Source organism: Pristimantibacillus sp. PTI5 (genome assembly GCF_048572955.1).
Classification (GTDB): Bacteria; Bacillota; Bacilli; order Paenibacillales; family Paenibacillaceae; genus Pristimantibacillus.
In genome coordinates this window covers 4,384,893-4,399,449 of record NZ_CP183886.1, presented here as the reverse complement: position 1 = coordinate 4,399,449, position 14,557 = coordinate 4,384,893, and the positions used below count along the sequence as shown (strand labels likewise).

Below are 14,557 nucleotides of genomic sequence, written 5' to 3'. Positions count from 1 at the left end.
AAGGCCTATCACACGCTCGTATGAGCAAGCGATAGGTCTTTTGTTTAATTTAGAAAACCCTCCAAAGCGATTGTCGGTTTGCCGTCCGCCTGCCAAGCGCCTTTGCTGTATCCCCCGTTGTAGCTTGGCGTCGCCTGCGGCTCCCAATAAAACACGCCAAGTCCTTTACCCCCTGAAATATTGCGTATTTTTGTCTTAATATCCGCGACGAAGCTTTTGGCCGCGGCAGGCTGGTTATAGTCCATGCCAATTTCCGTAATCATAACCGGCTTGCCGTAACGCGAGATCATATCGTTGGAATTGCTGATCGTTTGCGTAACCTTGCTAGACCAATCGGTGCTTGAAGGGTAAAGAGACATGCCGATAATATCGAAGGTTGCCCCGTTTGCGATCAGCCCGCCGATATTCCACACAAATACGCTGTTATCGTAGCCATTCGCCAAATGCACAATCGTTTTCGTTCCCGTGCTAACGGACTTCACGGCATTGTTCCCTGTATTGATCAACCAAGCGTAGTTCTTCATGTTTAAGGACGCTTTGCCGTCATTCCACAGCATCCCGTCATTGGTCTCATTGCCGATCTGCACCCAATCCGGCGTCACGCCTTTGCTTTGCATGGCGGTCATGACCTCTCTCGTGTGGTTCCAGACGGCATCCATCAGCTGCTGGAACGTATAGCTTACCCAGGCTGCAGGCTTCGTTTGCTGTCCGGGATCCGCCCATGAATCGCTGTAGTGCAGCGTCAGCATCACGCTCATCCCCGCATCCTTCGCTCGCTTAGCCAAGTCCGCCGCGCGGTCTTTATTGATATAACCATTGCCATAGCTCGAGGAAGGATTGACGAATACCCGTATGCGTACGGAATTAATCTGGTAATCCTGCTTCAGAATTTGAATAATGTCCCGCGTCACGCCGTTTTTATCCTTCCAGGTATAGCCTTGTGCTTCCATACCGGGAACCCAGCTGATGTCTGCTCCCTTGGCGAATGCCGGCGCCGCGCTGACCTGAGAGGAAGCCCCTCCGTTCATGCCAAAAATAGTCATAAGCAGTGCAATAACAAGCGTCATGCTGCAAAACCTTTGCTTCATTTCTTTTCCTCCTTCATGAGTGTAGAAGCTAAAAGCATTTTTTGTATGCGCTTTCATGTCTGTAGGATCATTATAGGTTTTTCTGAAATTCCCATAAAGGATACAAAGCCAACATTTCGAATGTTATGGCAGCGTGTTTGTAAATCTCTTCCTTGGCGGGGAATGAACACCCGTAAAATAAAAAAGCCCTAACCTCGAAGGTTAGGGCTCCCGCCTTTATCCTATGGCCTAACGCTAAGCCTTAAGCCCCTGAGCAATCGCCTCGAGCAGCCTGTGCGTCTCGTCACAGCTGTATTCCCAGAACATGACGCCGCCCAGCTCATTTTGCTTGACGTAATCGCATTTGTGCTGCAGCGATTGCTCATCCTCATAGGAGATGAAGCTGCTGCCGTCATAGAGGTACGGTGCCTTGGCTTCATCGTCCCAGTACCTCACATAGTTGTTTTTATCGATGTATTCCGCCGCCAATGCCGTAAAATCCGGCCCATAGCCGCCTGTGCTTCCAGCCATTTGGTGAAGCCCGTTAGCGCGGTCCGGAACCTGCTGCCATTGCCTGGAATAGAATGCCGCGCCAATGACGATTTTCTCCTTCGGCACGCCTGCCCGCATGAACAGGTTAACGGAAGCGTCCACGCTGATACGGAACAAATCCCCGGTTGGCGTATACAGATTCGTATGGTGGCCCGTCAAAATTTGAAAGCCGCCGCGCATATCGTAGGTCATCAATTGCACAAAATCCAAATACTGCTGGACCTCTTCCATCTCCGTGCCATCTACGTAATATTGATCCGCGCCTGCCGCAATGGTGAGCAGGTAATGCCGTTTATCGCTTGCGCCTTTGCGATCCAATGCTTCACGCATCGTCTTTAGAAGCAGGGTAAAGTTGGTTTTATCCGCCGGACTCGACGCGATGCCGGCTTCGCCATAGCAGGGGTATTCCCAGTCCAGATCGATCCCGTCGAACGGATAATCGGTCAATACGCGAACCGCCGAGTCGGCCATGCGGGTTCTCCCCTCAAGCGTAGACGCCGCTTCCGAGAATCCGCCGGCGCTCCAGCCTCCGACGGACAATAGGATCGTCAGCTGCGGAAACTCCTGTTTGATTTTTTTAAGATGATCCGTATGCTTCAAATGGTCCGTAGAAATCTCATCATTGCGCACATGGCCGAAGGCCACATTCAGATGGGTCAGCTTCATCAAATCTTCCCGCGTAATGCCTTGAAGCTTCGAATCGGCGGCATAACCCGCCACAATATATTTCTTTTTCGTCATTGCTTATCGCTCCGTTCCGCTGGCTGCTGCCGTATGCTGGTTAGAATTTGCAAAGCTTCTTTTCCGGTACCGATTTTATAGCCTGATGCGGTATATCGAATTTGGTCTTGGCCGTCCAGCACGAAGAGATGCGGGAAACCCGCTTCGCTGGCTGACGGCTCGGAAATAAAGCCGGGTAACGACGCATAGTCGGAATCCCGGACAAATACCGCGTTCGACGGCAGCCACGGATAGCTGGCCGGATCGAACGACGCGGACCACTCGGATTCGCCGACAACGAGGACGATCGGCGCTCCGAGCTCCGTCAAAGGCTCGGCAAGCTCGCTGATCTCACGGATCAAATGCTTGGTTGGCTCCCGTTCCGGTTCCAGCCAAGCGACAATCGCCCCGCTCATGCCGATCAGCTCACCCAGCGTCTTCACGGTGCCATTCCCCGTAAGGAGCGCGCTATTCCGATTCATCGTCCCCAGCACGGGGATATCGAGCATCGGCTCGCGGAATGTCAATCTGCAATCCGTTTGTTCCCCAGCTCGCACCGTGAAATACGTGAAGCGTACGCGAACGGTACCGTCCTTCAAGCGAATGCCCGAGGTCATGCGGTAAGAACCTTCTTCGACCTCGAACGGTTGTTCAAATCCATCCGATTTCCCGTAAGGGTAGCTAAGCGTCTTGTAGCTTCCGTTCTCCAGCCGGCCGAACGTGAAATTCTCGGAGTACGAGGGAGCGGGTGATTCTGTCCGCAGCTCGGCATCCGGCAGCAAACGAAGCGTTCCATTATCCTTTTTCTTCGTTTGAAGCTTACATCCTTGAGTGAACATAGCATCCTGCCAGCTGCCGCCCATCCAAAATTGCGGCTTCTGCTCGCTCGGATGCAAGCGTGACGGAATGCCAAGGCTGCGGCAAATCGCCACGAACAAAATATCCAAAGAAACGCGGTCGCCCTTCTTTAATTGGAAGCTGCCTACGGGGTTTCCCTTGCCCCGCAGATTGGGCAGATCCTCCCTGATCTCCCACTCTGAATCCAGCATGCAGGCAAGCGCCATCGGATCCTCCCGGAACGATCGCGCTTCCTCTTCGGTGAACAAATCTTGGAAAAAACGCTTATAAGGCTTAATCATCTCGTATAATACGCGAGGACAAAGGATATAACGGTTGAATAGATCCTCCGGAAGCTCATCGCGCTGTGCCAGGGAGCCGATGAGATGATCGTCAAGCGCTGGGCGGAAAGTATCCGTAAGATCCTTCTCGTTCATGCTCTCTAACAGGCGCAGCGGATACTCTCCATATTGGGATGAGCGTTCCCGCAGGAACGCCGCTATCTCCCGGCTGTTCCCGCGCGCCTTGCGCAGCACATCCCACACCCGCTCCCGCGAAAGCCCCGCAGCTTCGGCGAGCTCCACCGCTTGCTCTTCATCCATAAAGGTTTGCTCATATCGGCTTCGAATTTCCGTGCCTTCTTCCAGGCGCCGGTTATGCCGAAGGATCATCTCCTCGGTTAGCGGATCGGCCGCCTCTCCTGGAAGCTCCGGCGGCGGAACCATGTCAAAATCCGCCGTTCCGCTTGGCTGCCCCGCCTGATCCAGCACAAGCTCGAAGCGCTCGCCGTCTGCGGCCGCAATCTTCTTCTCGGCCCATATGCCATCCTTTACTGCGCGAACCATGAGGTCCCCGAAGCCCGTCTTAAACGAGGCCTTCCCCTGCTCGTTTGTCGGCAGCGCTGCTATCGGGTAAAATTCTGCCATATTGTATAGCTCGAAGAAGACTTCAGCTCCGAGAGCCGGTCTGCCTTGCCCGTCCTTTACATGAACAGTAATGGTTCTTGCAGGCGCGTAGCCCTCCAACAAATTGATTTCCGTAAACCACTCGTCGGCGAGCGTGATGTCCTCCGGACCGGAATAATTTGCGAATATCCGCGTGTTGATCAGCATGGCCCGCCGGGCAGGCGGACTGAACCACCCTTGATTCAGGCGCGCTTCCGGTTCGCAAGCCCCGATGTAGTGCCACCTGCCGTCGGCCCATGCTTCTACCCATGCGTGGTTATCATCGCAATGCGCCCAGCGCGGCGTATACACCTGCCTTGCGGGAATGCCAATGCTGCGAAGCGCAGCAACCGCAAGCGTCGACTCCTCGCCGCAGCGGCCCCGCGCAGTCCGCATCATTGTCAGCGGCGAGACCGTTCGCAAATCGCTTCCCGTATAATTCGCTTTCTCATGGCACCAGTAGTTCGTCTCCAGAATCGCATCCGCCATAGACAAATGCGAAGTGCGAGCCGCCAATTCGCTGTACAAAATGCCCCGGGAATCCTCGATATTTTCCGTGTTTACCCGGTACGGCAGCACAAAGTGGAGAAAAAGATGATCGGGAACGCGCTCTCCCCAAGGAACACGGCCCCGAATGTCCAACGTTTGGCGTACATGGCTTAAAAATAACGATCCGTCATAATCGGCCAAATCGTTTACCGGCATATAGGCAAATAAAAATTTGAGCGCCCAGGTTTCTTCCTCGGTCAGCTTCTGCTGAAAAATACCGAACAGCTCCTGTGCTCTTGCCGCAGCGATCCGCTGTTTCTCGCGGAACTTACGCTCGATATGGTCCATTGCTTTCTGATCCAATGAGAATACAGAGCTCTGTAGGGTCATTCGTACTCACTCCTTCCATAACTTTCCGTCTTCTCTAATGCAGAATCTGGAATGGCCATCCGCCGATGGCGCAGAGATCTGAAATAGGGAGCTGGTCGTCTCAATCACAGGCTTAATCACCCAATGCTCGTCGTCATGCATAAACCTTTTCACATCGCTTGTAAAATTGCCGTGGCTGGCGAAGTAATTGCGCTCACGGTAATAGAGCTTGCGAAGCTCCCACTTGATCCGTTCATCCGGCGGCAGCTCGAACGATTCCGGGCCGTCTTCGCCCGCGAATACGACATAACCCCACAGCTCCGGATAATGCATATTAACAATGCCCATCGGAGACCACACCCAGTTATCCTCCGGATAATGCTTCCCAGTATCCGGATTAACGACCTTGCGGTATTCGCCGTCCTGCTCCTCTGCCTGCCATTCGACGCGGGAGAAATTAACGCGCCAAAACTCGCCGTTTGCCGGCGGCTTCGCTTCGGCCGCGCATTCACGCAAGCTTTTCCAAGGCATCGCCGCCTCCAGGCTCCACTTCCGATTCGAAGCGCCCGGCTTGTTCAGCTCCCCGTCGATATGCACCGCCGTCAGAAGCCCGCTTATATCCCAGCCGTTAACCGGAGGGCCTCCATCCCGGTATGGCTTAATGAGCAGCAGATCCCAAACGGTGTTCAGCGCATTGATCTCAAACTCGTAATAGTGATGGGAATCTCCGTCCGGATCTATGAAAATTTCAAAATCATTATCATAAAAAATAACCGAATCCCGTTCCGTCAACGTCGCCCATATTTGGTCTTCCATCAATTCCGCCGCAAAATAAAAATAGTCGTCGTCCCACAGCATTTTCACACGGGTACGCTTCGCAGGCCTCGGACGCAGGTCGCCTTCGATATCGACGAAATCCTCCGTCCAGTCCGCCGCTGCCCAGAACGGCTTATCGACACATCCGTCGATCAGGAGCGGCTCCGCGGCACGCTTGCAAATATAATGTTTTGGAGCATATTCGAGCTTCGGCTCCGGCACTCCGTTTAAATTCATGCCATTCCCTCGTTTCTTTTCTGTATGAATCTATGAATCCCGCTTATTGTTAACATTCGTCCCAGAAGCGCCGCAGATTGTCCATTGCGATGCGGGAGGCCGATTTGCACTCTTCCATCCCTTCGAACTCAATCGTGATATACCCGTCGTAGCCTGACTCCTTGATGAGCTTGACGATTTTTCGAATTTCAATATCCCCGTGCCCAACAATTGCGCCGCGCAAATAGTTCCCGTTCGAGGTCAAGAACCACTCGCCGCCGCCCGGATCCTGGTCATACGGACGGAAATAGAAATCCTTGAAGTGAATGAGCGAAGCATAGGGCAGGTTCTTATTCACGCCAATAATTGAATCTTCGTCCACGCACATGAAATTGCCGATATCTAGCGTCGTTTTGAAATTCGGGCGATTGACCGCATGCAGGACACGCTGTACCCGGTCACTGGACTGCACGCTGAAGCCGTGGTTCTCGATCGTTGTCGTAATGCCGTACTCCGCAGCATAGTCCGCGATGAGCTGACTGCCCTTCACCATGAGAGGGAGATGATCTTCGAACCACTGGATGCTCATTTTCTCTTGCGGTATCGTAAACGCGGTAACGTCATGCCTCATATGGTTCATGCCGAGCCGGTGCACAAGATCGACATGCTGCTTGACCCGGGCAACCTCCTCATTGAACAAAGCTTCCGTGTCTTGCACAAAATTCGCCGGCATGGAGTAGTTAGACAACGCAATGCCCGCTTCCTTCGCGGTTTTGCGGACCGCATCCGCCAGCTCGGGATTATCCACCAGCGTGTATCCGTAAGGAACAAGCTCCAAATGCTCTCCGCCGTTATCCGCAACCCAGCGGATCACATCCAAGATGCCCATCTCTCCTGCTTTAATCGCTTTTAATAGACTATAAGAGCTTAATCCAATCTTCATCGTTCCTGCCTCCTTGGAGATCCATTTGGTTTGCTAGTTATGCGTGACAACGGCTCCGGAGCCGCCGTACATCTCCAGCTCTTCGTCAAATTCAAGCTTAAGGACCGTAACCTGCTCATGGGCATCTTCTGCCGTCATCGAGATCCATGTCGTACCCGGGATATTGAACCACGGCACGCCGCCATGAATTTCATGCGAGAGCTCTTTGCCGGAATGAAGTACCGTAATTTTTTTAATCGGATTACATAGGCCCTTCAGGCAGAGGCTCTCCTTCGGGTCGTCGTAAACGAAGAGGTACAAAGTCTTCTTGTCCTTCGAGACCGTGCTTCCGCCTAAATAATACCTCGTCATAATGCCTTCATCCGTTCCAAATACGGCTTCCTCATGCGTTCGGATCCACTCGCCGAGCCCCAGCAAAATATCCTCCTGCCGCTTATCTACCGTTCCGTCTTCCATCGGTCCGATATCGAGCAGCATATTGCCCCCCAAAGTAATGCAATCGCAGAACATCCGAATGATCTGGTTCAACGATTTATACTTGTGATCCGTAGGGACGTATCCCCAAGAAGTATTTATTGTGGTGCAGAACTCCCACGGCCCCTCCGGCCTCGTAATCGGAATGCCCTGCTCCGGCGTTTTGTAATCCCCATGGCCTTGCAGACGCGAGTTGATAATGATATCGGGGTTGAACGACTGCAAATACTGCTTGAACGCAGGCAAATTCCACTGCTCCGCCGTTCGTTCCCAGTCTCCGTCGAACCAGAGCAGATCGACCTTCCCGTAGTTCGTTAAAATCTCCTTCAGCTGATCATTGTTAAACTGCAGGAATTGATTCCATTTTTCTTCATCCTGAACGCCGTCGACCGGATTCGAGAACCGGTTGGCTTTGCCCAAATCATCAGGAACCTTGCCTCCTTCAAAAACGCTCGGATAATCGGGATGCGACCAGTCGATCAGCGAGTAATACATCCCTAGACGAATCCCTCTTTTCGTAATGGCTTCCGCGTATTCTTTAACCAGATCCCTTTCCGCCGGCGTCTTCTTGACAACGTTTAGATCGCTGTACTGCGTGTCCCATAAAGCTACGCCGTCATGGTGCTTGGTCGTAAGGACCGCATATTTGGCGCCCGATTTTTCAATCAAATCCGCCCATTTGTCCGCATCGAATTTCGATGCCGTGAACCCGTCCAATTGTTTCATGTAATCGTCATAGGACATTCTCCCGTTATAGAAGGACCATGACTCCGCAACCCCGTCTACGGCATAGATGCCGTAATGGATGAAAATTCCGAGCTTGGCCTCCTGGAACCACTTTTGCATATTTCATTTCCCCTCTCGTTTAATTAATGCGAATTACTTGCGCTATCGGTGCCTCATCTAAACCTTTACTCTCCCCAAGCCGGACAACGAGTCCGCCCTTGATGTCCTTTTTAGTATTTTTCGCTCTATGTCCAAATAGTAAATTTGTTGGTATGATAGGAATCAACTAAAAGGATCGGTAAATAACAGGAGGCAGAATCGATGAAAAGGAACTACTTTAAATCCAAACTGTTTTTAAAATATATCTGGTCCTACTTGTTTATTTTACTTATTCCCTTAGTTCTCATGACGATCTTCATCTATCAAAGCGCAGTCTCTAATCTACGTTCCGAAATCGAGCAATCCCGCCTCAATCAATTAACGCAGACCAAAGTTATTATTGACGGCCGAATGAAAGAGCTGGGCGAAATTGCTTCCCGCATCTCCTATGACAAGAGGCTGACTCCGTTTCGGGTCCATGATGCCTATTACAGCGGGGAAGCGATTGAAGCGTTGGATCAATATAAAGCAACCAGCTCGATCATTGACGAGTTGTTCTTGTATTTTCACAAGGATGAGAAGATTTACTCGGCCAAGGGACTTTCAAGCTTCGACGTCTTTGCAAAAAGCTTCAGCTTCAGCAAATGGAAGAAAGATTCGATTTTGCAAGACTTGAACAACGCCAAATTTCCGACGATGCGTCCAGCCGATACCGTCGTACGCAACGCAAGCCTTCAGGAATCGATGCTGGCTTATCTTATTCCGATTACGCCTTACAATCCCAATCCGCACGGAACGATCATGTATCTCATCAAGAAATCCGAGCTCACGAGCTTAATCGATTCGATTCTAGGCAATTATCAAGGCATAACCTATATCCTGGACAACAAGGGCCAAATTCTTGTCGACAATAGGCAGGGAGAAGCTTTGGGAAATGCAGAGGCGAAGTCCCTTTTCGGTCTCTCGCCTGGCATTCATGACAAGCTATTAAACAGCAAACCGCATTCGATCGTATCCGTAACGTCGGAGAACAACGGCTGGACGTACGTGACCGTTATGCCGAGCGCGCAATTTTTCAGCAGCGTCGTCCATGTTCGGAGCTTCATCGTCATGTTGTTCATCATTGTCGTGATCGTTGGCGCCGCTATCGCCCTATTGCTGGCCAGGATGCAATACCAGCCTATTTCTACGCTTGTCGAGTTCGCCAATTCCAAATCCAAGCCTAGGCATCCGGCAGACGGAACAACAGCAACCGGCAACGAACTTGACCGGATCCGAACGGCGCTTCAGGAATACAGCTCGCGCATCGATCTTCAAGAGCCTTATGCCCGCAATCACTTCTTGTCCATGCTCCTCAAATACGGCAATGCGCAAAGCCTCACGCCGGAGCTTCAAGAAGCTTTCGATCTTCATTTCGACCGGACCCATCACTTCGTTATGGTGATTGGATGGGGCGACATGGAGGATACGCAGGACGAGCGGCAGGAACGGAAGGAAATGATCGAGCTGCTTGCCCAGATTGAATTCCCGGAGCTGGCAGCCCATGCCTACGGCGTAGAGCTTCCGCAGTTGGATCAAATCGCGCTCATTATCAGCTTTAACAGCAATCAGGCGGAGCAGGAATTCACGCCTGTCCGTCACATCGTCGAAGCCGTGCGCTGCAACATGCTGGAAACGTTCGATTTGATTCCCACGATTGGCGTCGGAACCTGCTATTCAAGTCCGGATCAGTTGAACCAGTCGTTTATCGAGGCCTGCTCCGCCTTCGAGCTGCGTACATCCAGCGGCCATGGCACCGTCACTTATTTCGAGAAGCTGCTCTACGCGCCGGATCATACGTTTTGGATTCCGAATCACTCGCTGCTCAAGCTCTCTCAGAGCTTGAAGCAGGGAAGCTATGATGTGGCTTCGCAGATGATCAGCGCGTCAATCCAGAGCCTGCAATCATCCGAGCTGTCTGCCTTGCTCAAACGCTGCATTTGCTTTGATATTCTAAATACGATGCTGAAAACCGCATCCGAGCTCGGCATTCATAATTTGATGCAGGAAATGGCGCCGAATATGATTTACAGTAATTCTCTGGATGAGCTCGAGAGCGGCTTTCTGAATCTCGCCTCCCGAATCTGCAAGCAAGTGGAGCGTAACAACCAGAAAGAAGAGCAAACGCAGATCGACCGGATTGTCTCCTACATCGATGATCATTACGCGGACCATACGCTCAGTCTCGAAACGATCGCTTTCGAGTTTGCGATCTCGCCTTCGCATGTCAGCCGGTCCTTCAAGGAAAAGATGGGCCTTAACTTCATCCAATATATTTGGCAAAAAAGAATGGATGAGGTGATGCGCCATCTAAAGACGACGAATGCACCGCTCAAAGAAATCATTATTCAGGTCGGCTATCTGGACACGCCTAACTTTATCCGGAAGTTCAAGAAGGAAACCGGTTATACGCCTGGGCAATACCGCAAGCTTTACGGGGAGAATGGGCCGGCTGAGTCAGCTTCCGACCTGGACGACGAATCCTAAAAGATAAAACAACACCCGGTCATCATTATGCATGACCGGGTTATTTTGGCTTCTTGCTTCATGCTTGGATCGATTTGCTGCCTAGGCGTTATCTGTCGTACGCGCTTTGATAAAGCTCGGCAATGCGGTCGCCGCCCATTTTTTTAATTTGAGCCAGATACTTATCCCAATTGGCCAGCGACTCCTGGCCGGTTACGAACTTCGCTTCCATCTGTTGAACGTACGTATCCAGATCGGATAACAAAGCGGATGCCTCGGTTTGCTCTTCATTTGTCAAATAAACGTTAGGGTAAGGCGATTTTGCGATCGGCGTAAGCTTTTCCGCATTTTGCTTATCGATCCATAAGTCGAAATCGCTGCGAAGACCCACGGAAAGCTCGCTGGAGCTCATGCCCGGCGTAAGGATCCCATAGTTTGGCGTAATCGTTCCGCGGTATTCTTCACGGTCGACGCCGCCTGGGACCGGAAGCCATTCCTTCTCATGCGTTTCCTTATTCTTGTATTTCCAGAGCAGGTTCTCTGGACCTTGGTTAAACAAGGTAGCGCCTTCATAGCTGTAAAGGTAATCTACCCAACGCATCGTTGCCTCTGGGGCCGGATTGCTGCTCGTGATCGCAAAGGTACCGTTCGCCGATATGCCGGGATGTTTGCCATAGACCGGAGAATCGGCAATTTCGCTTTTCACAGGCGTCATCAACGGGTTGTCCTCGCTTGGCTCGCCGCCTAGCGTAAAGTATGGGAAATAGTCGTTGAAGACGGCAACTTGGTTGTTTTTCCCTTTCGCCTTCTTCTGTTCGTCCGTTTGCGAGAAGGTCTCATGGTCGAGCAGTTCCTCTTTCCATAAACGGTTCAGGAACGTTAAGTAACCTTTATAGCCTTCTTCTTGCGGCGTATAATGCACTTTGCCATCCTTATCGGCATAGACGACCTCGTCGTAAATGCCCCAGAAGCCGAGGAAGTACATCCGCAAATCATCCAGCTTCACGGAGGTGAGCGGAATTTCATCCTGCTTCCCGTTACCGTTCGCATCCTCATCTTTTACACGCTTCAAATAGTCATATAATTCGTCTGTCGTTTTAGGCTCCGCAGCATTAAGTGCTTTCAAGAACTTGCCGTTATACCACATCGGGCCGCGATACCAGACAGCCGCTAAATCAATGTTCGGCAAAGCATAGATATGGCCGTCTGGCGTCGTAAACGACTTACGGATATCCGGATGGTCATCAAAGATTTTTTTGATATTAGGCGCATAACCCTCATCAATGTATTTTTCTAGAGGAATGAGTACGCCTTGGGAACCGTAAGTCACTTGTTCTGCCGGTTTTAGGTCCGCTGCATAAAAAATATCCGGCAAATCACCGCTGGCAAATACAAGGTTCTTCTTCGTCGCAAAGCTGTCTAGCGGGGCATTCTGGTATTGCAGCTTGATGCCTGTCAATTTCTCCATCTCTTGTAGGACAGGCATCTTGTTCCAATCCGCAACGCCGACATCCTGTGACATCATTTTGAGCGTAATCGGTTCGCTTACAATCGGGAACCCTTCTTTGCTGACCCCTTCAGCCTGATTGGATGTCGCCGTCTCGGTGCCGGCATTGCTGCCTTTTGCATTACCCTCATCGTTCGCGTTCGGTGAGCCGCAAGCCGCTAATACTGAGATGAGCAGCGTGAGACTAAGCAGAAGCGATGATGCTTTACGTAGCTTTTTCATCCAAAATCCCTCTCCCTTTTTCATATCATTTATGAGCAAGATCAGCCCTTAACGGAACCAATCATGACACCTTGCACAAAGTAACGCTGCAGGAACGGATAAATCGCGATAATCGGCGCAGTCGCTACGATAATAACGGAGTATTTAACCAGCGCGGCAATCTCTGCCTTGTTGTTAAGCGCCGACGCCGTGGAAGCATCGATTGTGCCCCCGCCTTGAGCCGACATCTCCTGCAGAACAAGAATCTGGCGCAACACAAGCTGCAGCGGATATTTCACGGCATCGTTCAAATAAATAAGCGCCGAGAAATAGCTGTTCCAGTTGCCGACCCCATAAAACAAGGCCATAACCGCGATAATCGGCATCGACAACGGCAGAATGATTTTGAAGAACAGCCGTATATTGGTGCATCCGTCGATCTGCGCTGCTTCTTGCAGCTCTTTTGGAATCGAGGATTGAAAAAACGTGCGGGATACAATGATGTTCCAGATCGAGGCGGCTGACGGGATGACAATCGCCCACATCGTATTGACCATTCCCAGTTCTTTGACGAGCAAATAGCTTGGCACAAGGCCGCCGCCGAAGAACATGGTGACCATGAACATACCCATAAAAAAGTTCCGTCCCAGAAAGTCCTTCCGGCTCAGCGCATAAGCAGCCGGCAGCGTAACGAATAAGTTGATCGCTGTACCTACCACCGTATAAAGGATAGTGTTGCCGTAACCCGTCCATATACTTGCGTTCTGGAACACTCGCTGGTAGCCTTCAAACGTAATGCCTTTGGGCCACAGCCACATTTCGCCTGAACCAACCAGCTTCGGATCACTGATGGAGGCACTGATCATATAAATAACAGGATAAGCCACTATAATAAAGGCTAAAAAAACATAAATATAGTTGCAAACAAGAAATAGTTTATCACGACCGGTTTCTTTTACGCCCGAAGTCATCGGTCACACCTCCTTCTACCACAAGCTGTTTTCGTTGGTACGTCGCACAATTTGATTCACAACCACTAACACAATCGCGTTGATAACGGAATTGAATAAGCCGATCGCCGTCGAGAAGCTGTACTGGGCATCCACAAGCCCCGACCGGTAAACGAAAGTCGAGATGACATCCGATGATTCCATGTTCAGCGAATTTTGCAGCAGCAAAATTTTCTCGAATCCTACCCCGAGCAGGCTTCCCATATTGAGGATCAATAAAATGGTCATCGTCGGGATAAGCGTCGGGATGTTAATATGGCGAACCCTTTGGAAGCGCGAGGCTCCGTCAATAATCGCTGCTTCATGCAGTCCAGGGTCAACACCTGACAGGGCTGCCAGATAAATAATGGTTCCCCAACCCGCGCTCTGCCAGACACCCGAGAACACGTACATGGTCTTGAACCACTGAGGGTCTGTCAGGAAATCCGGTGAGTCAAACCCGAGCCATTCGATTAGATGCGTGACAATGCCCGATGAGGGGGACAAGAACGTAATAATCATCCCCGCCATAACGACGACCGATATAAAATGCGGCGCGTAGGTCACGGTCTGGGCCATCCGTTTAAAGAATCCGCCCTTCAGCTCATTGAAAGCCAGTGCCAGAATAATCGGAATCGGAAACCCGATCGCGAGTTCATATAGGCTGATGCTCAGCGTGTTCCATAACAAGTCCCAGAAGTAATAGGAATTAAAGAATCGGGTAAAATGATCGAACCCTACCCATGGGCTGCCCAAAACCCCTTTCGTTGGAATGAAGTTCTTGAATGCGATTTGTATGCCGTACATCGGACCGTATGAGAAGATGAGGAAGTAGAAAAATGCGGGTGCTATGAAAAGATACAGCTCCCAATTCTGAATGACTCTTCGCCATATCCTGCTCTTGGCCTTCCCCGGCTCCGGCAGCATGCCGACCGTTGCGATTCCTTTTGCCTCCTGCACAGGGGTCACTCCTTTCGGATTTCATTATCATTGCTTTAGCTTCGTGATCCGTTGCAGGATTCGAAAGTTGCTATCGCTTACAAGGACAACGATAGCCTAGATGTGGAGACACCGTAAATATGTCATTTTCAGTCTCGCGTGAA

Annotated in this window: 10 protein-coding genes; 1 reads left to right on the top strand and 9 read right to left on the bottom strand. The window is 51.1% G+C overall.

From position 1 onward, the window contains the following. Positions 1-44: 44 nt before the first annotated feature. From ACN6MW_RS19535 to ACN6MW_RS19510, 6 genes are all read right to left on the bottom strand, one after another. Complete coding sequence (locus tag ACN6MW_RS19535) at positions 45-1,043, bottom strand: glycoside hydrolase family 53 protein (RefSeq protein ID WP_419876394.1); 999 nt, start codon at positions 1,041-1,043, stop codon at positions 45-47. A gap of 279 nt (positions 1,044-1,322) precedes the next feature. Beyond that, positions 1,323-2,360 carry a glycoside hydrolase family 18 protein gene (locus tag ACN6MW_RS19530; RefSeq protein ID WP_419871697.1) on the bottom strand — a complete coding sequence of 346 codons (1,038 nt, stop codon included), beginning with the start codon at positions 2,358-2,360 and terminating at the stop codon, positions 1,323-1,325. Beyond that, positions 2,357-4,999, bottom strand: coding sequence for a transglutaminase domain-containing protein (locus ACN6MW_RS19525; RefSeq protein WP_419871696.1), 2,643 nt, complete (start codon positions 4,997-4,999; stop codon positions 2,357-2,359). Before ACN6MW_RS19525 ends, ACN6MW_RS19530 begins: the two co-directional genes overlap by 4 nt. 6 nt (positions 5,000-5,005) lie before the next feature. Beyond that, complete coding sequence (locus ACN6MW_RS19520) at positions 5,006-6,031, bottom strand: carbohydrate-binding family 9-like protein (RefSeq protein WP_419871695.1); 1,026 nt, start codon at positions 6,029-6,031, stop codon at positions 5,006-5,008. Between the two features lie 49 nt (positions 6,032-6,080). Next, complete coding sequence (locus ACN6MW_RS19515; RefSeq protein WP_419871694.1) at positions 6,081-6,953, bottom strand: sugar phosphate isomerase/epimerase family protein; 873 nt, start codon at positions 6,951-6,953, stop codon at positions 6,081-6,083. Between the two features lie 33 nt (positions 6,954-6,986). Then, entirely contained in the window at positions 6,987-8,273 is a 1,287-nt protein-coding gene (locus tag ACN6MW_RS19510) for an alpha-L-fucosidase (protein ID WP_419871693.1), read from the bottom strand. A 201-nt stretch (positions 8,274-8,474) separates the two neighbouring features. Between ACN6MW_RS19510 and ACN6MW_RS19505 the strand changes: the two genes are divergently transcribed. Next, positions 8,475-10,778 carry a helix-turn-helix domain-containing protein gene (locus ACN6MW_RS19505; protein ID WP_419871692.1) on the top strand — a complete coding sequence of 768 codons (2,304 nt, stop codon included), beginning with the start codon at positions 8,475-8,477 and terminating at the stop codon, positions 10,776-10,778. Positions 10,779-10,866: 88 nt separating this feature from the next. Here ACN6MW_RS19505 and ACN6MW_RS19500 read toward each other — a convergent pair whose 3' ends face one another. From ACN6MW_RS19500 to ACN6MW_RS19490, 3 genes are read right to left on the bottom strand one after another with little or no spacing between them, the layout of a single operon-like run. Next, positions 10,867-12,486 (bottom strand): extracellular solute-binding protein, encoded by a 1,620-nt coding sequence (locus tag ACN6MW_RS19500; RefSeq protein WP_419871691.1) that lies wholly within the window; start codon positions 12,484-12,486, stop codon positions 10,867-10,869. A gap of 41 nt (positions 12,487-12,527) precedes the next feature. Continuing rightward, the gene (locus ACN6MW_RS19495) at positions 12,528-13,436 is read right to left on the bottom strand and encodes a carbohydrate ABC transporter permease (RefSeq protein WP_419871690.1); all 909 of its coding nucleotides are present in this window, start codon (positions 13,434-13,436) and stop codon (positions 12,528-12,530) included. A 15-nt stretch (positions 13,437-13,451) separates the two neighbouring features. Next, complete coding sequence (locus ACN6MW_RS19490; protein WP_419876393.1) at positions 13,452-14,381, bottom strand: ABC transporter permease; 930 nt, start codon at positions 14,379-14,381, stop codon at positions 13,452-13,454. Positions 14,382-14,557: the final 176 nt, after the last annotated feature.

What these genes read in the sequence shown, in the direction of transcription:
- ACN6MW_RS19535 (WP_419876394.1), bottom strand. Translation starts at nt 1,043, where the DNA reads ATGACTATTTTTGGCATGAACGGAGGGGCTTCCTCTCAGGTCAGCGCG.
- ACN6MW_RS19515 (WP_419871694.1), bottom strand. Translation starts at nt 6,953, where the DNA reads ATGAAGATTGGATTAAGCTCTTATAGTCTATTAAAAGCGATTAAAGCA.
- ACN6MW_RS19500 (WP_419871691.1), bottom strand. Translation starts at nt 12,486, where the DNA reads ATGAAAAAGCTACGTAAAGCATCATCGCTTCTGCTTAGTCTCACGCTG.
- ACN6MW_RS19525 (WP_419871696.1), bottom strand. Translation starts at nt 4,999, where the DNA reads ATGACCCTACAGAGCTCTGTATTCTCATTGGATCAGAAAGCAATGGAC.
- ACN6MW_RS19490 (WP_419876393.1), bottom strand. Translation starts at nt 14,381, where the DNA reads ATGCTGCCGGAGCCGGGGAAGGCCAAGAGCAGGATATGGCGAAGAGTC.
- ACN6MW_RS19510 (WP_419871693.1), bottom strand. Translation starts at nt 8,273, where the DNA reads ATGCAAAAGTGGTTCCAGGAGGCCAAGCTCGGAATTTTCATCCATTAC.
- ACN6MW_RS19505 (WP_419871692.1), top strand. Translation starts at nt 8,475, where the DNA reads ATGAAAAGGAACTACTTTAAATCCAAACTGTTTTTAAAATATATCTGG.
- ACN6MW_RS19530 (WP_419871697.1), bottom strand. Translation starts at nt 2,360, where the DNA reads ATGACGAAAAAGAAATATATTGTGGCGGGTTATGCCGCCGATTCGAAG.
- ACN6MW_RS19495 (WP_419871690.1), bottom strand. Translation starts at nt 13,436, where the DNA reads ATGACTTCGGGCGTAAAAGAAACCGGTCGTGATAAACTATTTCTTGTT.
- ACN6MW_RS19520 (WP_419871695.1), bottom strand. Translation starts at nt 6,031, where the DNA reads ATGAATTTAAACGGAGTGCCGGAGCCGAAGCTCGAATATGCTCCAAAA.